The sequence below is a fragment of the Sanguibacter suaedae genome, assembly GCF_016342785.1.
GTDB lineage: Bacteria > Actinomycetota > Actinomycetes > Actinomycetales > Cellulomonadaceae > Sanguibacter > Sanguibacter suaedae.
Window position 1 is genome coordinate 157,942 of sequence record NZ_JAEINH010000003.1, and the last position, 24,300, is coordinate 182,241.

The 24,300-nt window shown below is 71.6% G+C and carries 20 protein-coding genes; 12 read left to right on the plus strand and 8 right to left on the minus strand.

The annotated features are described in order from the left end of the window. Positions 1 to 86 precede the first annotated feature (86 nt). Positions 87 to 1,316 carry a sugar ABC transporter substrate-binding protein gene (locus JAV76_RS04830; RefSeq protein ID WP_198732896.1) on the minus strand — a complete coding sequence of 410 codons (1,230 nt, stop codon included), beginning with the start codon at positions 1,314 to 1,316 and terminating at the stop codon, positions 87 to 89. Between the two features lie 322 nt (positions 1,317 to 1,638). On the opposite strand from JAV76_RS04830, the gene JAV76_RS04835 reads away from it, so the two are divergent. Together JAV76_RS04835 and JAV76_RS04840 are read left to right on the plus strand one after the other, a co-directional pair. Beyond that, entirely contained in the window at positions 1,639 to 2,709 is a 1,071-nt protein-coding gene (locus tag JAV76_RS04835; RefSeq protein ID WP_307843994.1) for a LacI family DNA-binding transcriptional regulator, read from the plus strand. Between the two features lie 35 nt (positions 2,710 to 2,744). Then, positions 2,745 to 4,535, plus strand: coding sequence for a glycoside hydrolase family 13 protein (locus JAV76_RS04840; RefSeq protein ID WP_198732897.1), 1,791 nt, complete (start codon positions 2,745 to 2,747; stop codon positions 4,533 to 4,535). A 45-nt stretch (positions 4,536 to 4,580) separates the two neighbouring features. Here JAV76_RS04840 and JAV76_RS04845 read toward each other — a convergent pair whose 3' ends face one another. The 3 genes from JAV76_RS04845 to JAV76_RS04855 form a co-directional block, all read right to left on the minus strand. Then, on the minus strand, positions 4,581 to 6,449 hold the full coding sequence (locus JAV76_RS04845) for a glycoside hydrolase family 2 protein (RefSeq protein WP_198732898.1): 1,869 nt from the start codon (positions 6,447 to 6,449) through the stop codon (positions 4,581 to 4,583). Positions 6,450 to 6,543: 94 nt separating this feature from the next. Next, on the minus strand, positions 6,544 to 7,563 hold the full coding sequence (locus tag JAV76_RS04850; protein WP_198732899.1) for a LacI family DNA-binding transcriptional regulator: 1,020 nt from the start codon (positions 7,561 to 7,563) through the stop codon (positions 6,544 to 6,546). 90 nt (positions 7,564 to 7,653) lie between these two features. Beyond that, positions 7,654 to 9,936, minus strand: coding sequence for a family 43 glycosylhydrolase (locus tag JAV76_RS04855; protein WP_198732900.1), 2,283 nt, complete (start codon positions 9,934 to 9,936; stop codon positions 7,654 to 7,656). A 250-nt stretch (positions 9,937 to 10,186) separates the two neighbouring features. Between JAV76_RS04855 and JAV76_RS04860 the strand changes: the two genes are divergently transcribed. The 5 genes from JAV76_RS04860 (at position 10,187) to JAV76_RS04880 (ending at position 16,188) form a co-directional block, all read left to right on the plus strand. Further along, entirely contained in the window at positions 10,187 to 11,491 is a 1,305-nt protein-coding gene (locus tag JAV76_RS04860; protein ID WP_198732901.1) for an ABC transporter substrate-binding protein, read from the plus strand. Between the two features lie 4 nt (positions 11,492 to 11,495). Next, positions 11,496 to 12,458 (plus strand): carbohydrate ABC transporter permease, encoded by a 963-nt coding sequence (locus tag JAV76_RS04865; protein ID WP_198732902.1) that lies wholly within the window; start codon positions 11,496 to 11,498, stop codon positions 12,456 to 12,458. After that, positions 12,455 to 13,357 (plus strand): carbohydrate ABC transporter permease, encoded by a 903-nt coding sequence (locus JAV76_RS04870; protein WP_198732903.1) that lies wholly within the window; start codon positions 12,455 to 12,457, stop codon positions 13,355 to 13,357. The genes JAV76_RS04865 and JAV76_RS04870 overlap by 4 nt, the downstream gene beginning before the upstream one ends. Continuing rightward, a complete protein-coding gene (locus JAV76_RS04875; RefSeq protein ID WP_198732904.1) occupies positions 13,354 to 14,421 on the plus strand; it encodes a glycoside hydrolase family 43 protein in 1,068 nt (355 codons plus the stop codon). The genes JAV76_RS04870 and JAV76_RS04875 overlap by 4 nt, the downstream gene beginning before the upstream one ends. Before the next feature lie 129 nt (positions 14,422 to 14,550). Next, the gene (locus tag JAV76_RS04880) at positions 14,551 to 16,188 is read left to right on the plus strand and encodes a methyl-accepting chemotaxis protein (protein ID WP_230401855.1); all 1,638 of its coding nucleotides are present in this window, start codon (positions 14,551 to 14,553) and stop codon (positions 16,186 to 16,188) included. Between the two features lie 36 nt (positions 16,189 to 16,224). Here JAV76_RS04880 and dusB read toward each other — a convergent pair whose 3' ends face one another. Both dusB and JAV76_RS04890 read right to left on the minus strand, forming a co-directional pair. After that, positions 16,225 to 17,406 (minus strand): tRNA dihydrouridine synthase DusB, encoded by a 1,182-nt coding sequence (gene dusB, locus JAV76_RS04885; RefSeq protein ID WP_198732905.1) that lies wholly within the window; start codon positions 17,404 to 17,406, stop codon positions 16,225 to 16,227. A 5-nt stretch (positions 17,407 to 17,411) separates the two neighbouring features. After that, positions 17,412 to 18,800, minus strand: coding sequence for a glycine--tRNA ligase (locus JAV76_RS04890; RefSeq protein ID WP_198732906.1), 1,389 nt, complete (start codon positions 18,798 to 18,800; stop codon positions 17,412 to 17,414). Positions 18,801 to 18,991: 191 nt separating this feature from the next. Between JAV76_RS04890 and JAV76_RS04895 the strand changes: the two genes are divergently transcribed. From JAV76_RS04895 to JAV76_RS04915, 5 genes are read left to right on the plus strand one after another with little or no spacing between them, the layout of a single operon-like run. Beyond that, complete coding sequence (locus JAV76_RS04895; RefSeq protein ID WP_198732907.1) at positions 18,992 to 19,966, plus strand: metal ABC transporter substrate-binding protein; 975 nt, start codon at positions 18,992 to 18,994, stop codon at positions 19,964 to 19,966. After that, positions 19,963 to 20,760 carry a metal ABC transporter ATP-binding protein gene (locus JAV76_RS04900; protein WP_198732908.1) on the plus strand — a complete coding sequence of 266 codons (798 nt, stop codon included), beginning with the start codon at positions 19,963 to 19,965 and terminating at the stop codon, positions 20,758 to 20,760. The genes JAV76_RS04895 and JAV76_RS04900 overlap by 4 nt, the downstream gene beginning before the upstream one ends. Next, positions 20,757 to 21,689 (plus strand): metal ABC transporter permease, encoded by a 933-nt coding sequence (locus JAV76_RS04905; protein WP_198732909.1) that lies wholly within the window; start codon positions 20,757 to 20,759, stop codon positions 21,687 to 21,689. The genes JAV76_RS04900 and JAV76_RS04905 overlap by 4 nt, the downstream gene beginning before the upstream one ends. Then, complete coding sequence (locus JAV76_RS04910; protein ID WP_198732910.1) at positions 21,677 to 22,063, plus strand: Fur family transcriptional regulator; 387 nt, start codon at positions 21,677 to 21,679, stop codon at positions 22,061 to 22,063. Before JAV76_RS04905 ends, JAV76_RS04910 begins: the two co-directional genes overlap by 13 nt. 6 nt (positions 22,064 to 22,069) lie before the next feature. Beyond that, positions 22,070 to 22,615: a DedA family protein gene (locus tag JAV76_RS04915; RefSeq protein ID WP_198732911.1), complete on the plus strand. Its 546-nt coding sequence runs from the start codon at positions 22,070 to 22,072 to the stop codon at positions 22,613 to 22,615. Here JAV76_RS04915 and JAV76_RS04920 read toward each other — a convergent pair. After that, positions 22,575 to 23,420, minus strand: a complete 846-nt coding sequence (locus JAV76_RS04920; RefSeq protein WP_198732912.1) for an isoprenyl transferase — start codon at positions 23,418 to 23,420, stop codon at positions 22,575 to 22,577. The genes JAV76_RS04915 and JAV76_RS04920 overlap by 41 nt on opposite strands. Before the next feature lie 3 nt (positions 23,421 to 23,423). Continuing rightward, positions 23,424 to 24,233: a DNA repair protein RecO gene (recO, locus tag JAV76_RS04925; RefSeq protein ID WP_198732913.1), complete on the minus strand. Its 810-nt coding sequence runs from the start codon at positions 24,231 to 24,233 to the stop codon at positions 23,424 to 23,426. Positions 24,234 to 24,300: the final 67 nt, after the last annotated feature.

The following is a 24,300-nucleotide window of genomic DNA, read 5'->3' on the forward strand; positions in this document are numbered from 1 at the left end:
TGGGTGGCTGGGGGTTTGGTGGGCGCGCTGCGCGGGGCGGGGGGCCCCCCGCCCCCCCCCCCCCACGTCGGCAGCGCGCGAGCGGATCAGGAGCCGTCGATCGCACCCTGGATGTCACTGACCATCTTGTCCCAGGCCTCGGCCGGGTCGGACTTGCCCGAGACGATCGCTGCCTCGGTGTTGCCCCAGTAGGTCCACACGGACGCCATCTCGGGGATCGAGGGGGCGGGCACCGCGTCGGCGGCCGCGTCGCGGAAGCCGGCGACGATCGGGTCGGTCGCGGCGACCTGTTCCGCAGCCGCGGTCACGGCGGGCAGCCGGTCACCGACCTCGTAGAGGGCGACCTGCGCCTCGACCGTCGACATGTAGTCGACGAGGAACTCGTTCGCGAGGAGCTGGTTGTCGCTCTGGGCGTTCACGTAGAAGCCGGGAGCCCCCATGAACGGCTGCGACGGGAGGCCGCCCGCGGAGGGGACCGGGTCGATCGCCAGGTCGAGACCCTCGAACGACGCGACCATCCAGGGACCGCCGATGATGAAGGGGGAGTTCCCGTTCTTGAACTCCTCCACGACGATGTCATAGGTGGTGTCGATGTCGAGGACGCCGGCCGCCCCCTGGGCCGCGAGCCAGGCGGCGTACGCCTTGCCCTCCTCGCCGCCGAGCGTGAGCTCGTTGGTGTAGCGGCCTTCCGCGTCCTGCGCGAAGACCGTGGAGCCGAACGACGTCTGCATCGGGTAGTGGGTGTACGGGTCGCCCGACTCGCCGTTGCTCTGCACGAGGACCGGGAAGGGCGTGCCGGCCGCCTGGCCCGCGGCGACCATGTCGTCCCAGGTCGCGGGGGCCTCGGGCGCGAGCGCCGTGTTGCGGATGAGCGCGACGTTCTCGACCCCGTAGGGGAGGCCGTAGAGCTGACCGTCGTAGGTGTAGACCTGGAGTGCGACCTCGTCGAACTCCGCGGCCTTGTCTCCGATCTCCAGGGGTGCGACGACACCGTTGTTGACGAACTCCCCGAGCCAGTCGTGCGCACCGACGGTGATGTCGGGCCCCTCGCCGGTGGGGACCTGCGCGAGGAAGTCGGGTCGCACGTCCTCGAAGTTCTTCTGCACGAGCTCGACCTCCACACCCGTCTCCTCGGTGAAGGCCTCCGCCGCGGCGGCGACCGGCGCCTCCCGGGTGTCGTCGACCCAGATGGTCAGCCCTCCCGAGGCGCCTGCTGCCCCGTCGGTGGTCGACTCCGTGCTGTCGTCGCTCGAGCCGCATGCCGCGAGCGTGAGGCTGGTCGTCAGCACGCCGGCAAGAAGGATGCTCCGTCGCATCGTTGTACTCCCATGGATCAGTGGATGTGACCGGCCTCGGTCGGCGTGATCCACCGTCCTCGGCCTCGATGCCCCAGACGCTAACCCCCGCCCACGAGCATCTGCAAGCCGTTGCAGTAACTTTCAGGCAACGATCCGCAACTCGACCGAAAAGTCCTGTAAACGCTCCCGGCATCGTCGGAAGGCTGCCGTTCTGGGGTAGCATGGCACGCTGTTCGTCCCTGAAACTCGCTGCAAGACCGTGCTGTCGGTCCCCTCACGAGCACGTATCGTCGCACCGTGCGGGCCGGTCCGAGCCCCACGCAGGACAAGGAGGTCTGGTGTGCCACTGAACCCGCCCGAGGCACCGGGACCCAAGACCCGGCTCACCGATCTCGCCAAGCAGGCCGGGGTGAGCACGGCCACTGTCTCGCGCGTCCTCAACGGCAAGGTCGGCGTGGCATCCGAGACCCGCCAGGCGGTCCTCGCCGCGCTGGACGTCCTCGGGTACGAGCGTCCCGAGAAGCTCCGCAACCGGTCCGCAGGGCTCGTCGGGCTCATCGTCCCCGAGCTCACCAACCCCGTCTTCCCGGCCTTCGCCCAGACCATCGAGAGCATGCTCTCCCAGCGCGGGTACACGCCGCTGCTGTGCACCCAGTCCCCCGGCGGCACCACGGAGGACGAGTACATCGAGATGCTCCTCGACCACTCGATCGACGGCATCATCTTCGTCTCCGGCCTCCACGCGGACACGCAGGCCAGCCGCACCCGGTACGAGCAGCTGCGCAGCCGCGGTGTCCCCCTCGTCTTCATCAACGGCTACGCCGAGGACATCGACGCCCCCTTCGTGTCGGCCGACGAGGTCGCCGCGATGGAGCTCGCCGTCCGCCACCTCGTGTCCCTGGGGCACCAGCGCATCGGGCTCGCCACCGGGCCGGACCGCTTCATCACCGCGCGCCGCAAGCTCGACGGTTTCGCCGACGCCCTCCACCGCCACCTCAGGGTCGACGACGTCGCACCGCACGTGGCCACCTCGCTGTTCACGGTCGAGGGCGGTCAGGCCGCCGGCGGCGACCTCATCGACTCCGGGCACACCGCCATCGTGTGCGGCTCCGACCTCATGGCACTCGGCGTCGTCCGCGCCGCCCACCAACGCCGCCTCGCCGTCCCCCACGACCTCTCCGTCATCGGGTACGACGACTCGCCGCTCATCGCGTTCACCGACCCCCCGCTCACGACCGTCCGGCAGCCCGTCTCCGCCATGGCGGACGCCGCCATCAGTGCGCTCCTCACCATGATCGGGGGCGGCGCCGCACCCCGCTCGGAGCTCGTCTTCCACCCCGAGCTCATCGTCCGCAACTCCACCGGCGCGTCCCCGGACATGCGCCTCCACGCAGCCCAACGCTCCAGCTGACCATCCGCACCCGAGCTGAGAAGGACCTCGACCCCGTGACTCGTATCGATTCGACATCGACCGCCGGAGCCCCCCTGGCGCTCACCACCACCGCCCCGGGGGTGACCCTCGTCCACCCCGCCAACGACTCGGCGCGCGAGTGGTGGCGCAGCGCCGTCATCTACCAGGTCTACCCGCGCTCCTTCGCGGACGGCGACGGCGACGGCATCGGCGACCTGCCCGGCATCACCTCGCGGCTCGAGCACCTCGCGGCGCTCGGGGTCGACGCCCTGTGGCTCTCCCCGTTCTACCGCTCCCCGCAGGCCGACGCCGGCTACGACGTCGCCGACTACCGCGACGTCGACCCCCTCTTCGGCACCCTCGAGGACTTCGACCGCCTCCGCGACCGTGCTACCGAGCTCGGCCTGCGCGTCATCGTCGACCTCGTCCCCAACCACACGTCCGACGACCACGAGTGGTTCAAGGCCGCCCTCGCGGCCGGCCCGGGCAGCCCCGAGCGCGCCCGCTACCTCTTCCGCGAGGGACAGGGCGAGCACGGGGAGCTCCCCCCGAACAACTGGAAGTCCATCTTCGGCGGCCCCGCCTGGACCCGCGTGAGCGAGCGCGCCGCCGCGGCCGAGGACGGCATCACCGACGGCCAGTGGTACCTGCACATGTTCGACACCCGCCAGCCCGACCTCGACTGGGAGCACCCCGAGGTGCGGTCCGAGTTCGAGGACGTGCTGCGCTTCTGGCTCGACCGCGGCGTCGACGGCTTCCGCATCGACGTGGCGCACGGCATGGTCAAGGCTCCCGGCCTGCCCGACTGGGACGGTGAGGTGTCCATGGTCGAGGGGACCACGGAGGACGCCCACGAGGACGGATCGACCGGTGCGGGCAACAGCGGCCCGATGTTCGACCAGGAGGGTGTCCACGAGATCTACCGCGCGTGGCACAAGGTCCTTGCCGCCTACGACGGTGACCGCGCGCTCGTCGCCGAGGCGTGGGTGGAGCCCCTGAGCCGGCTCGCGCGGTACGTGCGCAGCGACGAGATGCACCAGGCGTTCAACTTCTCCTACCTGACGACGGCGTGGGACGCGGCCGCGCTCCGCGGAGTGGTCACGGCGTCGCTCAAGGCGTCCGACGAGGTGGAGGCACCGACGACGTGGGTGCTGTCCAACCACGACGTCGTCCGGCACGCGTCGCGCATGGGCCTCGCGGGGGCCGGCGTGCGACCCAACGGCATCGGGAAGAACGACCCCCAGCCCGACCCGGAGCTCGGCCTGCGCCGTGCCCGTGCCGCGACCCTGCAGATGCTCGGTCTCCCCGGGTCCGCCTACGTCTACCAGGGCGAGGAGCTCGGACTGCCCGAGCACACCGACCTCGACGACGACCTCCGCCAGGACCCGGCGTGGTGGCGCAACGGATACACCGAGGCCGGTCGCGACGGGTGCCGCGTCCCGCTGCCCTGGGAGGCCGACGCCCCCGGGTACGGGTTCGGGCCGAGCGGCGAGACGTGGCTCCCCCAGCCCGCGTCGTACAAGGAGTGCGCCGCGGACGTGCAGCGCGCCACCGAGGGCTCGACGTTCTCGATGTACCGCGACGCGCTCGCCCTGCGCAAGGAGCACGACCTCGGTCTCGGGTCGCTGGCCTGGGTCGACGAGCTCGCCACCTCGCCGGCCGCGCTCGCGTTCGTCAACAACGACGTCCTCGTCCTGACGAACTTCGGCGCGGAGCCGGTCGCGCTCCCCACCGATGCCCGGGTGCTCATCACGAGCGGTCCCCTCGGCGAGGGCGACGCCGGCTCGACCGTGCCGCAGGACACCACGGTCTGGCTCCAGCGCTGAGCGCGTGACGACCTCCGGGCCCGACGACCGGGCCCGGTGGGCGGGTCAGCCGTCCTCGCGGGACGGCTGACCCGACATGATGGCGCGTAGCTCCTCGGCGGGCACCTTGGGCCGACGGTCCGCGGTCACGAGCCCGTTGGCCTCCTGGAGGGTGTCGGCCAGCTGCGTGTAGCAGAACCCGGCGAGAGCGGCACCGTGCACGGCGGTCATGAGCGCACGCAGCCGCTGGGCGAGATCCTCGGACGACCCCGCGCGGGAGTAGCCCCACGTCTCGGACTCCTCCCCGGGGGCGAACGTGATACCCCCGAACTCGGTGAGCATCACGGGCTGCCCCCTGTCCGGCTCGTCGGTCAGGCGCATGGTCCGCCCGGCCGGCCCCCTCCCGGCGAGCAGCCCGGCCAGGGCGCCCTTGTCGGCGTAGCGGGCGGCGAGCCGCTCGGGCGACGCGTCGTAGTCGTGCACGGACCAGACGTCGGAGTCGGTGAGCTCCCACCCGTCGTTGGACACGACGGGGCGGCTGGGGTCGAGGGACTTCGTCAGGTGCCACAGGGACTGGACGTAGTGGCGCATCGCCGGGTCGTGGGCGACGTGCTGCACGCCCCAGCTCTCGTTGAAGGGCACCCAGGTGACGATGCACGGGTGCGAGACGTCGCGCTCGATGACCTCGGTCCACTCCCGGACCATGCGGTGGACCGCGGTGCTCGAGAACTGGTACGCGCTCGGGGCCTCGGCCCACACCAGGAGGCCGAGCCTGTCGGCCCAGTAGAGGAACCGCGGGTCCTCGATCTTCTGGTGGACGCGGGTGGCGTTGAAGCCGAGGTCCTTGATGAGCCGGACCTCGTCGCGCAGCGCGTCGGCGCTCGGTGCGGCGAGGTGCGTCTCGGGCCAGAAACCCTGGTTGAGGACCGAGCGGACGTAGTACGGCCGGTCGTTGAGGAGGAAGTGCCCGCCCCCGACCGCGGCAGACCGCAGCCCGAGGTAGGAGACGACGACGTCGCGGGGCGTCCCTGCTGACGCCTCCGCGCCCGTTGCCGGGGCGTCGAGCAGCTCGATGCGGGCGTCGACGAGGGTCGGGCGCTCCGGGCTCCAGAGCAGGGACTCGTAGTGCTGGCCGTTGCGCTGCCCGTCCAACGTGATCCGGGTCGCGGCCCGGGGTCCGTCGACGACCACCGTCTGGTCGGCGAGGACGGTGCCCTCGTGGTCGAGGACGACGCGCAGCCGGACCGGTGAGGACGGGCGGCGGCTGAGCTCGACGGCCACCGCGACGGTCGACGTCACGAGGTCGGGTGTCCACGAGATCCGCGCGACGGCGAGCTCCGGGACGGCCTCGAGCCACACCGGCTGCCAGATCCCCGACGTGCGGTGGTACCAGATGGAGTGCGGCTCGAGGAACCAGTCCTGCTTCCCGCGGTGCTGCTCGACGTCGAGCGGGTCGTCCTGTGCGCGGACCACGAGCGACTGGGTGGACCGGGTGCGGTCGACCGCGGCGGTCGCGTCGACGATGAAGGGCGTGCTCCCGCCGACGTGCGACCCGAGGTGGACGCCGTTGAGCCACACGTCGGCGGCGTGGTCCACAGCACCGAGGTGCACGAGGAGGACCGGGCGCCCGGTGCCCAGCCCTGCCGTGAGCAGCTCCTCCTCGGTGATCTCACGTCGGTACCACAGGACCGGGTGGAAGCCGGTGTCACCGACCCCTGAGGCGGGCGACTCGGGAGGGAACGGGACGGTGATCGTCCCGTCGAGGCCGTCGCGGGCCTGCCACCCCTCGGTGCGCCCGCGGTCCGCGTCGTCGGCCTGGAACTCCCACGGACCGCTCAGGTCCGTCCAGTGCGCGCGGACCATCTGGGGACGGGGGTACGACCCGTCCTGCGTGCTCGCGCGGAGAGGTGTCGATGTCCCGGTGCTCTGAGTCATCACACCAGTATGCGTGCGATTTACAGCGCTGTAAACCCTCGGCGGAGACCCCTTCCCCTCTCCCCGGCAGAGGCGGCGGAGCACGGTCCGGCGGTCAGCGAGGACGGGAGGCCGGAGCGCTCTCCCTGACCACCAGCGAGTGCTCGACGATGAGATGCCGGCCCGGTCCGGACTCCCCCGCGATCCGCTCCTCGAGGAGGTCGAGCGCGATCTGCGCGAGGCGCTCCGTGTTCGGGCGCACGGACGTCAGCGTCGGCTGGACGAACGGCGCCCACGCGACGTCGTCCCAGCCGACGACCGCCACGTCGTCGGGCACCGCGACACCGCGCACCCGGAGCGCACGCAACGTGCCCAGCGCCGAGAGGTCGTCACGGCAGAAGAACCCGTCCACCTCGATCCCGGCGTCCAGCGCGGCGCCCACCGCCTCCTCCGCCTGCGCGGCACCGATCGCCGACGTCGCGATCTCCAGCTCGGGGAGAACCGGCACACCCGCGTCTCGCAGAGCTGCGTGCAGCCCCTCGAGACGCTGCCGGGACGTCTCCGAGATCCCGCCCGCCTCGTGACCCACGAAGCCGATCCGCCGGCACCCCAGCCCCACGAGGTGGTCGGTCACCCGCCGCGCCGCCCGCACGTTGTCGATCATCACGTTGTCGACCGAGTCGGGAGCGGCGTTCTCCCCGATGAGCACCATCGGCGCGTGGAGCGTGTACCGCGCGAGCTCGGCCGTCTCGAGCCGCGAGGGCTGGAAGATCAGGCCGTCGACCAACCCGCTCTCGCGGCCCAGGAGCATCGAGCGCTCGGCCTCGATGCTGTCACCCGTCTGCTCGAGCAGCAGACGGTACCCGCGGGCCGCGGCCTGGCGCGCGACCGTCCGGGCGAGCTCCGCGAAGTACGGGATGCTCACGTCCGACACCGCGAGCGCCAGCGTGCCCGTCCGTCCGGTGGCAAGACGCCGTGCCGTGGCGTTGGGCCGGTAGCCGAGCTCGGCGATCGAGGCGAGGACGCGCGCGCGCATCTCCGGGGTGACGTGCGGGTAGTCGTTGACGACGTTCGACACGGTCTTCGTCGAGACGCCCGCGTGCTCGGCGACGTCCTGCAGCCGCACTCTCGGCATGGCGCTCCTCGGTCGGTGATCGTCGAATCGTATCCAAGGACCGTGGACCTCCCGGGACCCGCGACGCACCCGCAGGCTGGTCGTACGTCGTCATGGACGGCTCCTCACCCTGCGCAGCACCACGAGGCCCAGCCCGAGCGACGTGAGGGCGGCCGCCCAGAGGAGCAGGTCGAGGTGCGCCCCTCCGGTCACCGCGAGGGCCCCACCGTCCGGGCTGCCCGCTCGCGACTCCCCGGGCAGGATGCCTCCGACGGCGGGGCCGCTCGGCGCTGCCCCCACGTCGGGACCGGAGCCGGCGACCGGCTCGCCCGTCACGGGCGGCACCGGGCGGTCGGTCGTGGGAGGCGTGGGGGCGGGGGGCGAGGGCACCGAGGGGTCGGTGGGCGCAGTGGGTTCTGTGGGCGCCGGGTCCGATGCGAGGGTCCGCACGGTGACTGCGTGGAAGGTCGCCTCGAAGCCTGCGCCGCCCATCGACACGAGGCCGATGCTGGGTGAGCCACCGAGCGGGAGGGCCCAGGTCCCGGCCTCGTCCCACCGGTCGCCGTCGATGCTCGTGAAGGCCGTGAACAGGGCCTCGGTGTCGGAGTGCGTCCGCACGAGGCGCAGGTGGGTCCGCTCGCCGACAGGTCCGCCGACGGTGTTGCCGTACACCGGGGCGTCGGGCGCGAGATCGGTGGTGCGACGGGCGAACTCCGTCTGCCGGGTCTCCCAGATGGACGCGGTCACGAGCTTGACGAACGAGCCGTCGCCCGTCGTCACCACGAGGCCGGCCTGGACGTAGTTCTGGCAACAGCCCTCCGCGGGGAGGGTCGTGCTGAGCTCGACGTCGACGAGGAAGTCGCCGTCGGGTGCCGGCTGGGTGAGCACGGCCGTCGGGTCGTCGGGGTCGCCGGTGAGGTCGCTCGGCTGCGTGGCCCACGTCAGGCCGTCGTCGACACGGACGCTCCCCTCGAGCGGCGGGCGGGACCACGTCCACCGGGACGCGAGGGTCGTTCCCGCGAAGTCGTCGGAGAGGTCCTCCATGACGGGCCCGGGGATCAAGGGCTGCACCGGGTCCACGGCGTAGGCGGTGGTCTGACCGGGCTGCGCCGCCGGGCCCGGGACGGGCTCGTCGGACGGGCCGCGCCCACCGCGGACGACGGGCCAGCCGTCCACCCAGTCGAGCGGGTCCATGAGCGCGGGGCGGCGCGTGTACGCGGAGGCCCCCTCCATGTAGGGCTGGTCGCGGTCCACGGCGTGGTAGACGATCCACTGCTGACCGTCGAAGTCGTCGACGACGGTGTGGTGCCCGGTCCCGATCCACCGGTTGCCGTTCTGGTGCAGGACGGGCGTCCCGCCGACGCGCCCGGCGAGCAGCGACGCCCCGGTGCGGTCGACGAAGGGCCCGAAGGGGCTCCGGGACCGCCCGGCGAGCACGGCGTAGCCGGTCGACGGCCCGGCGCAGCAGTTCGTCGCGGAACCGAGCAGGTAGAACCATCCGTCGCGCTCGACGATGTGCGTGCCCTCGTACCTGTTCGGGATCACCACCTGGACCTGGCTCGCGGGGTCCGAGCGGAGGCCGTCGGGGCTGAGGCTCCGGACGGAGACGCCGCCATGGTAGCTGCCGAAGTAGACGTAGGAGGAGTCGCCCACCGTGAGGACCTCGGGATCGAAGATCCAGCGCCGGTCGTCGGGCGAGCCGCCGGCCGGTGCCATGGGCTCGACGACGGGGCCTCCCGAGTCCACCCACGGACCGGCGAGGCTGTCGCTCGTCGCGGCGCCGATCGCCGAGCCCCCGCCGGCCTGTGCCGTCGCCGTCGCGGTGAAGTAGAGCACGTACCGACCGTCGACGAACGCGACGTCGGGCGCCCACATGTCACCGTCACCGACCCACTCGGGCGTGGTGGGCAACGCCTCGGACAGGAACGTCCAGGTGACGAGGTCTGTCGACCTGTAGGTGGGGATGTTCGAGAAGGTGAGCGACCCGTCGGGTTCCGTGAGCTCGGGCGAGAGGGCGTCGCGCGTGCAGAAGAGGTACCAGGCAGGGTCCGCGGGGTCCTGCGAACGGACGATGTCCGGGTCGGCGCACTGCTCGGCGAGGAGGCCGTCACCGAGCTCCAGCCGGAGCGGGTTGGTGTAGCTGGGCGCGTCGGTGGGCGACGGGGGTGGCGCGACCGCGAGGGCCGTCGCCCCTTCTCCTCCGGTGCCGTCCGGGCCGGAGACGCTCGGCGTCCCCGCCTGGGCTGCCGCAGCAGCGGGGGCGGCAGCGAGGAGCAGCGTGGCGAGCGCGGCGGCGAGCCCGCGGGACCGCCGCACCTCCTGCTGGACGCGAGGCCCGGTGCGCACGAGCCTCCTGGTGCGCAGGGCCGGTCGGGGTGGCGCGGGCAGTCGCATGAGTCCTCCTCGTCGAGAAATCTTGGTCGAACCCTACAGCGCTGTAAAGATGAATGGGAGCCCCACGGGCACCTGTTTGTCTCACTCGGCACTCCCGCACACCGCCCCCTCGCTGAATCACAGCCTCATCGCCCCTTCTCTTGACACTCAAATTTACAGCGCTGTAACGTGATGATCGACATCGAGGTCACGGTGACGGCGTCACCTCGTCCGGTCACGAGCCTGCTCACTCAAAGGAGAGTCACCAGCCATGCACGTCAGACTTCGACGAATCGCCGCATCAGTCTCCGTCCTCACCCTCGCCACGGCGCTCGCCGCGTGCGGAGGGGCCGACGACACGATCGACGGCACCGCGATCAGCGGGAGCTCCTACGACGGGCCCGCGGTCGAGCTCTCGTTCTGGAACGGCTTCACCGGCGCCGACGGCGCGTACTTCGACTCCATGGTCGAGGACTTCAACGCCGACAACCCGAACATCACCGTGAAGACGACGACGATGGAGTGGGCCGACTTCTACACGAAGCTCCCCATCGCCGTGCGCTCCGGCAACGGGCCGGACGTCGCGGTCATGCACATGGACCAGGTCTCGACACAGGCCGCTCAGGGCGCCCTCACGCCGCTCGACGGCGTGGCCACCGAGCTCGGGCTCCAGGAGTCCGACTTCGCGGAAGCAGTCTGGGCGGGCGGTCTCTACCAGGACGCCCGCTACGGGATCCCGCTCGACGTCCACATGCACGCGCTGTACTACAACAAGGGCGTCCTCGAGGCCGCCGGCATCGACCCCGACGCCCCGCCGACCACAGGCGCCGAGCTCGAGGCCAACCTCGAGACGCTCAAGGAGCAGGGTGTCCAGGGCATGTGGATCGACTCCTCGGGATGGATGCGCACCTGGTTCGTCGCCCTCGACGCGCAGTTCGGGGGGCAGCTCTACAGCGACGACGGCGCGACCGTCACATGGAACGACGAGGCGGGCGTCCAGGCGCTCACCTGGATGTCGGACCTCGTCACCAAGGGTTACAGCCCGGCGAACGTCGGTCAGGACGGGTACTGGAAGGCCTTCACCACCGACCAGAACGCCTACGTCATCGGCGGGATCTGGGAGCAGAGCAACCCGACCTTCGACGCGATCGAGTGGGGCGTCGCCCCCCTCCCGGCGATCGGGGACGACGACGTCACCTGGGGCAGCTCGCACCAGTTCACCGCCACCACGCAGGTCGAGGACGACCCGGACAAGCTCGCCGCCGCCGCCTACTTCATCAACTCGATGAGCTCGGACTCCATCGAGTGGGCGAAGGCCAACCAGGTGCCCGCCCGGGCGAGCGTCCGCGACAGCGCGGAGTTCCAGGCCCTTCCCGGCATGGACGTCTTCGGGCCGCTCATCGACAAGACCGTCCTGCCGCAGAACTTCCCGGGCCTCCCGGAGTCGCAGGGCGAGCTGGAGGACGCCATCAACGCGGTGCTGCTCGGCGAGGCCACCCCCCAGGACGCCCTCGACGAGGCGGCCACGGCAGCCCAGCTCATCGTCACCGAGAACAAGAGCAAGTTCGGCTACTGATCCCATGGCAACCAGTGCTCCGAGCCGCAGGGCTGCCGCCCGGGTGGTGACGGCCCCGGTCGGGCAGCCGTCGGGGAACCGCCCCGGCAGGCGATCGACCCCCTGGCTCTTCCTCGCCCCCTACCTGTGCTTCTTCGGGCTGTTCGTGCTCGGCCCGGCGCTCTTCGGGCTGTACGTCTCGCTCTTCGACTGGCACTTCACCTTCCCGAACCGACCCTTCGTCGGGCTCGACAACTACGTGAAGCTCTTCACCCCGGGCACCCGGGACTTCGAGCCCTTCTGGCGCAGCATGGGGGCGACCGGGACGTTCACCCTGCTCAGCGTGCCGCTGCTGGTCACGCTCCCGCTCGGGGTCGCGCTCCTCGTCAACCGGCCGTTCCGCGGGCGGACGGCGTTCCGGGCGATCTTCTTCGCCCCCTACGTCCTGGGCGTGGCCGTCGTCGGAGTCCTGTGGCGCTTCATGCTCGACACCCAGCACGGCATCGTCAACAAGCTCCTCGGGATGGTCGGCCTCCCCGACACCACGCCCTGGCTCCAGCAGCTTCCCTGGGCGTGGGTGTCGCTCGTCGGTGCCACGCTCTGGTGGACGCTCGGGTTCAACGCGATCATCTACCTCGCCGGTCTGCAGGCCATCCCCCGTGACCAGTACGAGGCGGCCGAGCTCGACGGCGCCGGCCGGTGGGCTCAGCTGCGTCACGTGACGCTCCCGGGCCTGCGGCCCGTCATCGTCTTCATCGTGATGATCACGGTGCTCGCCTCCGCGAACCTGTTCGGCCAGTCGTACATCATGACCGCCGGCGACCCGAACGGGGCCACCCGCTCGGCGATCATGTACATGTCCGAGACCGGCCTCGGTCAGTTCCGCATGGGTGCGGCGTCCGCGATGAGCTATGTTCTCGCGGTGGTCCTCATGGTCGTCAGCCTCCTCAACTTCCGATTCCTCGCGGCCCGACGGGACGACTCATGACGACACCGACCATCGACCGCCCGGGCTCGACAGCCGAGGAGCGTACCCGCGCGGCGCGACCGGGGGCCGCCCGACGCGGCGGCGGCTCACGCGTCGTGCTCTACGTCGTTCTGTGCGGGCTCGCCCTGCTCTTCGTCGCGCCGATCGTCTGGATGATCTCGACCTCGCTCAAGACCCAGGTCGACGCCACCGTGAGCACGTCGCTCATCCCCTCGCCCGTGACGACCGGGTCCTTCGAGCCGCTGCTGTCCTGGGACTCGAAGGACCCCGTGCTCCGCTGGTTCGTCAACAGCGTGGTCGTCGCGACCGTGACGACCGCCCTCGTGGTCACCACCGCGGCCCTCGCCGGCTACGCGCTCGCGAGGTTCCGCTTCCGCGGGCGCGGGCTCGTCTTCTCGATGGTCGTCGGAACCCTCTTCCTCCCCGGCTTCATCTTCCTCATCCCGAACTACATCATCGTGAGCAACCTCGGGCTGCTCGACACCCTGACGGCACTCGTCCTCCCGCCCGTCGGTGGTGCCTTCGGGGTGTTCTTCCTGCGGCAGTTCTTCCTCAGCCTGCCCGACGAGCTCGACGAGGCCGCCCGGCTGGACGGCGCCAGCGACTACCAGGTGTTCCGCTCGGTCATGCTCCCGCTCGCCCAGGCACCGCTGTCGACGATCGCGGTCATCACGTTCCTCGCGAGCTGGAACGACTTCCTCTGGCCGGTCTACGTGCTGTACACGAAGACGACGCTCACCCTGCCCGCCGGGCTGCCCCTGCTCCAGGGCGCCCACCACGAGGACCAGCCGCTCATCATGGCGGGTGCCGTCATCGCGAGCGTCCCCGCGCTCGTCGTCTTCGTGCTCGCCCAGCGCAAGATCATCGAGAGCGTCGCGACGACGGGCCTCAAGGGATGAGGCCCCTCGCGCGGAGGGCCGCCGTACCTCTGGCCATCACGGCGCTGGCGCTCGTGGCGTGCGGGAGCACGGACGGCGTGTCGGCTCCCGCTGCGGAGACCTCGGCCGCCACGTTCGCCAACCCCGTCGCCGACGTCGGGAACGACCCGTACGTCATCGAGCACGACGGGGCCTACTACCTCGTCGAGAGCCGGAGCGGAGGGTCCCTCTGGGTCACCCGCTCGTCACCCGCGAACCTCACGGACGTCTACTGGTCGGGGACCAGCGTCAAGATCTGGGAGCCGCCCCTCGACGGCCCCGCCTGCCGCGACGTCTGGGCCCCCGAGCTCCACCCGGTCGACGACCGGTGGTTCGTCTACTTCGCGGCGACGACCTGCGACGGTGACAACGCGAACCACCGGATGTTCGCGCTCGAGAGCGAGGGCACCGACCCGCAGGGAACCTACGTCGACCGCGGCCAGGTGACCGACGACACCGATCGCTGGGCGATCGACGGCACGACCTTCGTCGACGACGGGCAGCGGTACTTCGTCTGGTCCGGGTGGGAGGGCGACACCGACGGACAGCAGAACCTCTACGTGGCACCCATGAGCGACCCCGTGACGATCTCCGGGCCACGCGTCCTGCTGTCCGAGCCGACGCTGCCGTGGGAGACGCGGGCGATGCCGATCCAGGAGGGCCCGCAGGTCCTGCTCAACGAGGGCCGGACGTTCATCGTGTACTCCGCGAGCGGCAGCTGGACCGACGACTACGCCTACGGTCTGCTCTCGCTCGGTGACGGCCCCGTCCTCGACCCGTCGTCGTGGACGCGGTCCCCGGACCCCGTGTTCGCGAAGACCGACGACGTCTTCGGCCCCGGGCACGGCTCCTTCGTCCGATCACCGGACGGCACGGAGAGCTGGATGGTCTACCACGCGGCACGGTCCTCGGGATCCGGGTGGGACCGTGTGGTCCACGCGCAACCGTTCACGTGGCGTGCCGACGGGACGCCCGACCTGGGCACCCCTGTGGCAGCGGGGATCGAGATCCCGGTCCCCTCCGGTCAGCTGCCGGCCGACGCGTGAGCCCCGGGCGCGGAGCTCGTACCGCCCCCGGCCGATGGTGAGCAGGCCCACCCGGCCCCGCCCCTCATGACGTGCGGCACCCGCCCGATGGGAGCGGTGGACCCCTGCCGCACCACCCGAGGACACCTCATGCTCTCCCGATTCATCCGCCTGTCCATCGGGCGTCGCCTCGCCGTCGCCTTCGGAACACTGTGCGTCCTCCTCGGAGTGGTCGCCGGTGCGGGCCTCGTGGGCGACGCCCGGTCGAGCGCCGCGCGGGTCGAGACCGCGGAGCTCAGCGAGCTGCGCGACCTGGTCGCCGAGCTCAAGTACCTCGACGCCGACGTGAGCGGATGGCAGGGCTACATCTTCACCGAGGCCGTCGTCGACGGGTCCGACGCCGCGACGGCGGACGACAGCTCGAACCTCGCCGGGCTCGACGAGTCACGCCAGGAGGCGTACCGCGTGCTCGAGGCCCTCGAGGCGTCCGACCTGGCCCCTGCCGAGTCGACCGTCGTGGCGGGCCTCCGCCCCGCGTGGGACTCGTACTTCGAGATCACCGACCGCATGATCGGCCTCATCGCCGAGGGCGACGACGCGTCGATGGCGGAGGCCTACGACCTCCTCAACGAGGACCTCGACACGGCATGGAGCGAGCTGCTCGACGACACGGACGAGCTCCGCGCCCTCGTCGACTCCCGCGTCGAGGACCTGACTGCGTCGAGCAGCCGTGCGGCGACCGTCTCACGCACGACGATCCTCGCCGTCGCGGTCGCCGCGATCCTCCTCGCCGTCGGCCTCGGGCTCGTCACCACGCGCTCCGTCGTGCGGCCGCTGCGACGTGCGGTGACCGCGCTCGACGCCATGGCCGCCGGGGACCTCACCGTCTCCGCAGCACGCCCCGGTGGGGCCCCCACGGGGACCACCCGCGACGAGGTCTCCCTCATGGCCCACGCGCTCGAGACGGCCCAGGCCGCCCTGCGTGCGGCGTTCGCCCAGGTCTCGACATCGGCTGCCGCGGTGGGCGCCGCCGCGTCGACCCTGACCTCCTCGGGGGCCGAGGTCGCGCGCGCCACCGACGACGCGAGCTCGCAGGCCGGTGTGGTCGCGACGGCCGCCGAGCAGGTGAGCCGCAACGTCGCGACGGTCGCTGCGGGCGCGGAGCAGATGGGCGCGTCCATCCGTGAGATCGCCCAGAGCGCCAACGACGCGGCGGGGGCGTCGACGAGGGCGGTCGCGCAGGCGCAGAGCACGTCGCGGACGGTCACCGAGCTCGGTGACAGCGCGCGAGAGATCGGCGGGGTGCTCCGTGCCATCACGTCCATCGCCGAGCAGACCAACCTCCTGGCCCTCAACGCGACCATCGAGGCCGCCCGCGCAGGCGAGGCCGGCAAGGGATTCGCCGTGGTCGCCTCCGAGGTCAAGGACCTCGCCCAGGAGTCGGCACGCGCCGCGGAGGACATCACGCGCCGCATCACCCGCAACCAGGAGCAGACGGAGCAGGCCGTGGCGGCGATCGCCGAGATCACGGAGACCGTGGCCCGCATCAACGACTACCAGCTGACCATCGCCTCGGCCGTCGAGGAGCAGACGGCGACGACGACCGAGATGTCACGCTCGGTCGCGGAGGCGGCGACGGGGTCTGGCGAGATCGCCGCGACCATCGGCGGAGTCGCGAGAGCAGCAGCCTCCTCGGCGGACACCGTCGGGACGATGGGGGTGTCCGTCGACGGGGTCGACCGCCTGTCGGCGGACCTCCGCGCCACCGTGGACCGCTTCACCTACTGACCTGGTCTTGCGCCGACCTGGTTCTCCGGGTGGGCGTCAGCCCCCGGAGACGCTGAGCTCGGCCTCGAGGAGCTTGGCCCGGTGCTCGTCGCTCAGCTCTCGGGAGTCGAGCCAGCCGTACGGGACGTGGGGCTGCTTGGGCGATCCCTGGCGGCCCCGCTGCCCCTCCGCGTCCTTCCCCGGGTAGGGCTGGTCGAGGTCGAGCGCGTCGAGGCGTTCGCGGAGCTCGGCGAGGGAGGACACGAGGGCGAGGCCGCGGCGCGCGTCGCCACCCACGGCGTACCCCTTGAGGTACCAGGCCATGTGCTTGCGCAGGTCCCGGGTGCCCTTCCCCTCGTCCTCGAAGAACTCGACCATGAGCTCGCCGTGCCGGTAGATCGTCTCGGCGACGTATCCCAGCCCCGGACGCACCCGCTCGTCCGAGCCAGCGAAGGCCGCCATGAGGTCGGCGAAGAGCCAGGGCCGACCCTGGCACCCTCGGCCGACGACGACGCCGTCGCACCCCGTCTGCCGCACCATCTCGAGGGCGTCCTCGGCGGACCAGATGTCACCGTTGCCGAGCACCGGGATGCTCGTCACGGTCTCCTTGAGGAGGCGGATGGCCGACCAGTCGGCCGTGCCGGAGTAGTAGTCGGCAGCGGTCCGTGCGTGCAGCGCGACCGCAGCCACGCCGGCCTGCTCCGCGACGAGCCCTGCCTCGAGGTACGTGAGGTGGTCGTCGTCGATGCCCTTGCGCATCTTCACGGTGACCGGGACGTCGTACCTGGCGGCTGCCTCGACCGCGGCGTCGACGATCCGCGTGAACAGCTCCCGCTTCCACGGGAGGACGGCGCCGCCACCCTTCTTCGTCACCTTGGGCACGGGGCACCCGAAGTTGAGGTCGACGTGGTCGGCCCGCCCCTCCCCCGCGATGATCCGCACCGCGGCGGCCACCGTGGCCGGGTCCACCCCGTACACCTGGGCGGACCGCGGTGACTCGCCGTCCTCGAACGTCACGATGCGCAACGCCTCGACGTTGCGCTCGACGATCGCCCGCGAGGTGACCATCTCGGCGACGTAGAGCCCGCCAGGGCCGTGCTCGCGGCACAGCTTCCGGAAGGCCGTGTTGGTCACCCCCGCCATGGGGGCGAGGACGACCGGCGACGGGATGGTGTGCTGCCCGATGCGGAGCGGGGGGAGGATCCCCCCGCTCCGGGCGGGTGCGGTGCTCGTGGTCACGCGGGTCAGGCTCCGACGAGGCGGGCAGCGAGGTAGGAGGTGACCTGGTCGAGGGCGACACGCTCCTGCGTCATGTCGTCGCGGTGACGGATGGTCACGGCCTGGTCCTCGAGCGTGTCGAAGTCCACGGTGATGCAGAACGGCGTCCCGATCTCGTCCTGGCGACGGTACCGACGGCCGATGGCCCCCGCGTCGTCGAACTCGACGTTCCACGTCCGGCGGAGCTCGGCCGCGAGGTCGCGCGCCTTGGGCGAGAGGCTCTCGTTGCGGCTGAGCGGCAGGACGGCCGCCTTGACGGGCGCGAGACGCGGGTCGAGCTTGAGGACGGTGCGCACGTCGACCCCACCCTTGGCGTTGGGCGCCTCGTCCTCGGCGTACGCCTCGACGAGGAACGCCATGAGGGAGCGGGTGAGGCCGGCGGCGGGCTCGATGACGTACGGCACCCAGCGCTCGTTCTTGCCCTGGTCGAAGTAGCTGAGGTCCTTGCCGGAGTGCTCCGCGTGCGTCTTGAGGTCGAAGTCGGTGCGGTTGGCGATGCCCTCGAGCTCGCCCCACTCGCTGCCGGTGAACCCGAAGCGGTACTCGATGTCGACGGTGCGCGTCGAGTAGTGGGAGAGCTTCTCGGCCGGGTGCTCGTAGTGGCGCAGGTTCTCCGGGGAGATTCCCAGGTCCGTGTACCAGGCCGTGCGGGTGTCGATCCAGTACTGGTGCCACTCGGCGTCCGTGCCGGGCTCGACGAAGAACTCCATCTCCATCTGTTCGAACTCCCGGGTGCGGAAGATGAAGTTGCCCGGGGTGATCTCGTTGCGGAACGACTTTCCGATCTGGCCGATGCCGAAGGGCGGCTTGCGTCGGCTCGCGCCGAGCACGTTGGCGAAGTTCACGAAGATGCCCTGCGCGGTCTCGGGGCGCAGGTAGTGCAGGCCGGACTCGTCCTCGACGGGGCCCAGGTGCGTCTTGAGCATCATGTTGAAGTCGCGCGGCTCGGTCCACTGGCCGCGGGTACCGCAGTTGGCGCAGGCGATGTCGGCGAGGCCGTTCTCGGGGGCACGGCCCTTCTTCTCCTCGAACTCCTCGAGCATCTGGTCCTCGCGGAAGCGCTTGTGGCAGGAGAGGCACTCGGTGAGCGGGTCGGTGAACACCCCGACGTGGCCGGAGGCGACCCACACCTGGCGGGGCAGGATCACGGCGGAGTCGAGGCCGACGACGTCGTCTCGACTCTGCACCATCGTGCGCCACCACTGGCGCTTGATGTTCTCCTTGAGCTCGACGCCCAGGGGCCCGTAGTCCCACGCCGAGCGCGACCCGCCGTAGATCTCGCCGGACTGGAAGACGAAGCCGCGGCGCTTCGCGAGGGAGACGACGGAATCGAGGCGGGACGGCGTTGAGGCCACAGGTATCACTCCAGTGCGTGGTCGGCGCCCTCGCGTGGCTCGCGGGGCGGACGGCAGGGACGGTGCGGGACCGACCGTCGGTCGGGACGCGCGCGGCCGCGCACCGGTGTCCGTGCCAACCTCCAAGGGTACAAGAACAGGGCGCCCGGGCGTTTTGACTTCCCGGCACCCGATAACTGAGAATGATGTTCATGTTCGCAGCCTCGTCAGCCCACCGCCCCTCGCGCGCGCGCCGTGCGGCCCTCGTCACGACGGCGAGCGCGGTGCTCGCCCTCGCCGTCGGCGGGTGCGCGACCGAGCCGGACGACGGTCGCGTGCAAGTGCTCGCCTCCTTCTACCCGCTCCAGTACGTCACGGAGCAGGTGGGGGGTGACCTCGTCACGGTCGAGTCGCTCACGCCCCCCGGCGCGGAGCCCCACGACCTCGAGCTCTCCCCGGCTCACGCGCGCAAGGTCGCGGACGCGGACCTCGTCGTCTACCTCTCCGACTTCCAGCCGGCCGTCGACGAGGCGGTCGCGGCACAGGCGCCAGAGCACGTGGTGGACGCCGCGGACGCCGCAGCGCTCGAGGACGGGCGTGAGGAAGGGCACGAGGGCGAGACGGCGGAGGAGCACGCCGAGCACGCCGACGAGGACGAGCACGACCACGGGTCGCTCGACCCGCACTTCTGGCTCGACCCGACGCGGCTCGCGGCGGTGAGCGAGGACGTCGTCGCCGAGCTCTCGGCCGTGGACCCGGCCAACGCCGACGCCTACGCCGCCCGGGGCGCCGAGCTCGTCGCGGGCCTGACCGACCTCGACGCGGAGTACTCGTCGGCCCTCCAGCAGTGTGAGGGCTCGGTCCTCGTCACCTCGCACGAGGCGTTCGGGTACCTCGCGGAGCGCTACGGCCTCGAGCAGGTGGGCATCTCGGGCATCGACCCCGAGGCCGACCCCTCCCCCGCGCGCTTGCGCGAGGTCTCCGACGTCGTGCGGGAGAACGACGTCAGCACCATCTACTTCGAGACGCTCGCGAGCAGCAAGGTCACCGACACCCTCGCGTCGGACCTCGGGGTGGGCACGGCCGTCCTCGACCCGCTCGAGGGCCTCACGGACCCGGAGAGCGACTACCGTTCAGTCATGCTCTCGAACCTCGAGTCCCTGCGTACCGGCCTCGGGTGCGCATGACGACGGACACGACGCGCACCGCTGTCCCCGCGGTCGAGGCCCGCGGGCTCCACGTGAGGATCGGGGCGAGCCACATCCTGCGCGGCATCGACCTCACCGTCGACGACGGTGAGGTCGTCGCGCTCCTCGGGGCCAACGGGTCGGGGAAGTCGACCCTCGTCCGGTCCCTCGTGGGGATCCTCCCTGCGTCGCAGGGGACCGTCTCCCTCTTCGGCGCCTCCCTGGGCCGCCAGGTCCCCTGGTCCCGCATCGGGTACGTGCCCCAGCGCGTGAGCGCCGGCACCGGTGTCCCCTCGACGGCGGCCGAGGTCGTCGCCTCGGGCCTCCTCCACGGTCGCCGGCTCCGGCTCCCGCGCGACGCGCGCGAGCGCACCCTCGCCGCCCTCGAGCAGGTGGGGCTCGCCGACCGGGCCCAGCACGGCGTGAGCGAGCTCTCCGGAGGCCAGCAGCAGCGGGTCCTCATCGCCCGCGCCCTCGTCCGCGAGCCGGACCTCCTCGTCCTCGACGAACCCGTCGCCGGCGTCGACCACCCGAGCCAGACGGCCTTCGCCGAGACCCTCGCCGGACTCGTGCGACAGGGCACCACCCTCCTGGTCGTGCTCCACGAGCTCGGGTCCCTCGCTCCCCTCGTGACGCGCTCCGTCGTGCTGCGGCACGGCCGCAAGGTGCACGACGGGCCCGCCCCCCTGCCCACCGCCGAGCACGCCGGCGACAGCCACGTGCACGTGCACCCGCACGAGGGCGACGACGAACCCACGGTCTCCCTCATCCAGGACGGGGGCTTCGGCTCATGACGACGTTCCTCTCCGAGCTCGGCGGCATGCTCTCCACGCCGCTCATGCAGCGATCCCTGATCGCCGCGGTCATCGTGGGCCTCGCGGCACCCGTCATGGGGACGTACCTCGTCCAGCGGCGGCTCTCGCTGCTGGGCGACGGGATCGGGCACGTCGCCCTCACGGGCGTGGCCCTCGGGTGGCTCGTCGGTTCAGCGATGGGTCTCGTCGACTCAGAGGTCCTCGCGGTGCCCGGCGCCGTCGTGGCCGCCGTCATCGGGGCCGTCGCCATCGAGATGGTCCGCGAGCGCGGCCGGACGAGCGGCGACGTCGCGCTGGCACTGCTGTTCTACGGCGGGATCGCCGGCGGCGTGCTGCTCATCGGCATCGCCGGCGGGACGAACGCGAACCTCATGGCGTACCTCTTCGGGTCCATCTCGACCGTCACGACCTCGGACCTGTACCTCACCGTCGGACTGGGGGTGGTCATCCTCGGTGTCGGGCTCGGCCTGCGGTCCGCCCTGTTCGCCGTCTCGCACGACGAGGAGTTCGCCCGCGCGTCGGGCCTCCCGGTGCGTGCGCTCAACGTCGCGGTCGCCGTGGTGGCCGCGCTCACCGTGACGGTGTCCATGCGCGTCGTGGGGCTTCTCCTCGTCAGCGCCCTGATGATCGTCCCGGTAGCCGTCGCGCAGCTCGTCACGACGTCGTTCCGCAGGACCATGGGCCTCGCGATGACCATCGGGCTCACGGTTTGCGTCACGGGTCTGTCCATCACGTACTGGCAGGCGCAGTCGCCGGGGGCCACGATCGTGGTGCTCGCCGTCGGTCTCTACGTGGCGGTCGCCCTGCTCCGTCCTCTCGTCCGACCGCAGCGGGCCACGGCCGATCCGCACCCGGATATGATGGACGACGTCTCGATCACCGAAGGAGCCGACAGATGCAGCGAATGACGCGGCAGCGCGCCGCCATCGCCGATCTCCTCGACTCCGTCGACGACTTCCGCAGCGCCCAGCAGCTCCACGAGCTCCTCCGGTCGAGCGGGGACTCCACAGGGCTCGCGACCGTGTACCGGACGCTGCAGAGCCTGGCCGACGGCGGCGAGGTCGACGTCCTGCGCACCGGCGATGGCGAGAACCTCTACCGACGGTGCGTGCGCAGCGAGCACCACCACCACCTGGTGTGCCGGTCCTGCGGTGCGACCGTGGAGATCGACGGCCCCACCGTCGAGACGTGGGCCGGTCAGGTCGGGGCCCAGCACGGGTTCTCCGACATCGAGCACACCATCGAGCTGTTCGGCACCTGCGCCGAGTGCGCACGACGCTGAGGACTCGTGCCCGACGCCCTGGGCGATGCGCCGCTCGGCATCCTCTTCGCGTTCTTCTTCGCGGTCGTCTTCTCCCGGACCCAGGCCACGTACTGGATCGCACGGCTGGTCGCGCGCCAGGCCCTGACGCGGGTGTCGCCTGACGCGGCGTCGCCCCCCGCGGCGCGACGCGATCGATGGGCTGCGCGCGCTCGCCGATGGATGTCGGGCGACACCGCGGACCGGGGGGTGCGCATCCTCACCCGGTGGGGCATCCTCGCGGTCCCGCTGAGCTTCTTCACCGTCGGTCTCAAGACGGTCGTCAACGGGGCCGCGGGTCTCACGCAGATGCCGTTCCGGCACTACCTCCCGGCGATGCTCCTGGGCTGCGTGGCCCACGCGACCATCTACGCGACGGTCGGGTGGGCCGCCTGGCAGGCGGCCCTGGCGACCGCTGCCGGATCGGCGCCCGCGGCGGTCGGGCTCGCGCTCGCCGCGCTGGCCACCCTGGCCGTCGTCCTGCGGCGGACCGTCACCCGTCGTCGCGTGGCTCGTCCTCCCGGGGTGCGCTGATGGCGTCGACCGCTCCCCCGTAGCGCCGGTCCCGGCTCGCGTACTCCTCGACCGCGCGCCACAGGCTCCGTCGGTCCACGTCCGGCCATGGTTCGGGGAGGAAGACGAGCTCGGCGTACGCGGACTGCCACAACATGAAGTTCGACGTGCGCTGCTCCCCGGAGGACCTCAGGAAGAGGTCGACGTCGGGCAGGCCGGGCTCGTCGAGGAACCGAGCGACGGTCTTCTCCGTGACCTTCTCCGGGTCGAGGCGGCCTGCGGCGACCTCGCGCGCGATCGCCTTGGCGGCGTCGGCGATCTCGGCGCGTCCCCCGTAGTTCACGCACATGGTCAGGGTGCACGTGTCGTTCCCCGCGGTGAGCGCCTCCGCGTCCTCCAGCTCCTTGATGACCGAGCGCCACAGGCGCGGCCGGCGGCCCGCCCACCGCACACGGACGCCCCACTCGTTCATGACGTCACGTCGCCTGCGCAGCACGTCCCGGTTGAACCCCATGAGGAACCGCACCTCGTCCGGGGACCGCTTCCAGTTCTCGGTGGAGAACGCGTACGCCGAGACGTGCTTCACGCCCACCTCGATCGCGCCCGCCACCACGTCGAGGAGCGCGGCCTCCCCCGCCTCGTGCCCCGCCGTCCGCGGCAGGCCGCGGGAGTTCGCCCAGCGGCCGTTGCCGTCCATGACGACGGCCACGTGCTGCGGCACGAACTCCGCGGGGATCGCCGGGGCGACCGCTCCCGACGGGTGCGGTGGGGGCGGCACGGGCGTCCTGGCTCCCGTGGCTGCTGGCTGCCGACGTCCTCGGACCATGCGTCACTCTCCCTGTGGGTGGGTCGTGCCGCCCGTGGGCGACGGGTGGGCGTCGTCGCCCCGGACGAGGACCGGGACGCGCGGCGCCCGGTCGACCATGCGCATCGAGCGCAGCGTCCGTTCGAGGTGGTACTGGCTGTAGGCCGCGACGAGCCCGGTGGCCTCCCGGCGGCTGCGCTCGCCGGAGGCGTCGGCGACCGACCAGTCGCCGCTGAGCAGCGCCGCGAGGAGCTCGAAGGTCTCGGGGGCCGGTGCGGTGGAGCCGGGCTGACGGCACCGAGCGCACACGGCGCCGCCCTGGGACACCGAGAACGCCCGGTGCGGCCCGGGTTCGCCGCACCGGGCGCACTCGGTGAACGTCGGCGCCCACCCGGCGACGGCCAGCGCACGCAGCAGGTAGGAGTCGAGGATCAGGCCGGGGTCGTGGGCCCCGTCGGCCATGGCGCGCAGCGCCCCGGCGAGCAGCCAGAACTGCTGGACGCTGGGTTCGCGCTCCGCCTCGACGAGGCGGTCGGCGATCTCGAGCATGACCGTCCCCGCGGTGTACATGCCGTAGTCGGCGCAGATGGCCCGCGCGTAGGGTCCGAGGGTCTCGACCTGGGTCACGACGTCGAGGCTGCGCCCGACGTGGAGCTGGACGTCGACGAACATGAAGGGCTCGAGCCGCGCACCGAAGCGGGACGACGTGCGCCGGACACCTTTGCCGACGGCCCGCACCTTGCCGTGCTCACGGGTGAGGAAGGTGATGATCCGGTCGGCCTCGCCCAGCTTCTGGGTGCGGAGCACGAGTGCTTCGTCTCGGTAGAGGACCACCGCACCATTGTCCGCCATCCGTCGGGTGCACCGTACCGTCGGTCCCCGCCCCTGCGGGGCGAGCACC

Coding starts and splice junctions, on each gene's coding strand:
- JAV76_RS04830 (WP_198732896.1), bottom strand. CDS start 1,316: ATGCGACGGAGCATCCTTCTTGCCGGCGTGCTGACGACCAGCCTCACG.
- JAV76_RS04845 (WP_198732898.1), bottom strand. CDS start 6,449: ATGACTCAGAGCACCGGGACATCGACACCTCTCCGCGCGAGCACGCAG.
- JAV76_RS04850 (WP_198732899.1), bottom strand. CDS start 7,563: ATGCCGAGAGTGCGGCTGCAGGACGTCGCCGAGCACGCGGGCGTCTCG.
- JAV76_RS04855 (WP_198732900.1), bottom strand. CDS start 9,936: ATGCGACTGCCCGCGCCACCCCGACCGGCCCTGCGCACCAGGAGGCTC.
- JAV76_RS04860 (WP_198732901.1), top strand. CDS start 10,187: ATGCACGTCAGACTTCGACGAATCGCCGCATCAGTCTCCGTCCTCACC.
- JAV76_RS04865 (WP_198732902.1), top strand. CDS start 11,496: ATGGCAACCAGTGCTCCGAGCCGCAGGGCTGCCGCCCGGGTGGTGACG.
- JAV76_RS04870 (WP_198732903.1), top strand. CDS start 12,455: ATGACGACACCGACCATCGACCGCCCGGGCTCGACAGCCGAGGAGCGT.
- JAV76_RS04875 (WP_198732904.1), top strand. CDS start 13,354: ATGAGGCCCCTCGCGCGGAGGGCCGCCGTACCTCTGGCCATCACGGCG.
- JAV76_RS04880 (WP_230401855.1), top strand. CDS start 14,551: ATGCTCTCCCGATTCATCCGCCTGTCCATCGGGCGTCGCCTCGCCGTC.
- JAV76_RS04895 (WP_198732907.1), top strand. CDS start 18,992: ATGTTCGCAGCCTCGTCAGCCCACCGCCCCTCGCGCGCGCGCCGTGCG.
- JAV76_RS04900 (WP_198732908.1), top strand. CDS start 19,963: ATGACGACGGACACGACGCGCACCGCTGTCCCCGCGGTCGAGGCCCGC.
- JAV76_RS04905 (WP_198732909.1), top strand. CDS start 20,757: ATGACGACGTTCCTCTCCGAGCTCGGCGGCATGCTCTCCACGCCGCTC.
- JAV76_RS04910 (WP_198732910.1), top strand. CDS start 21,677: ATGCAGCGAATGACGCGGCAGCGCGCCGCCATCGCCGATCTCCTCGAC.
- JAV76_RS04920 (WP_198732912.1), bottom strand. CDS start 23,420: ATGGTCCGAGGACGTCGGCAGCCAGCAGCCACGGGAGCCAGGACGCCC.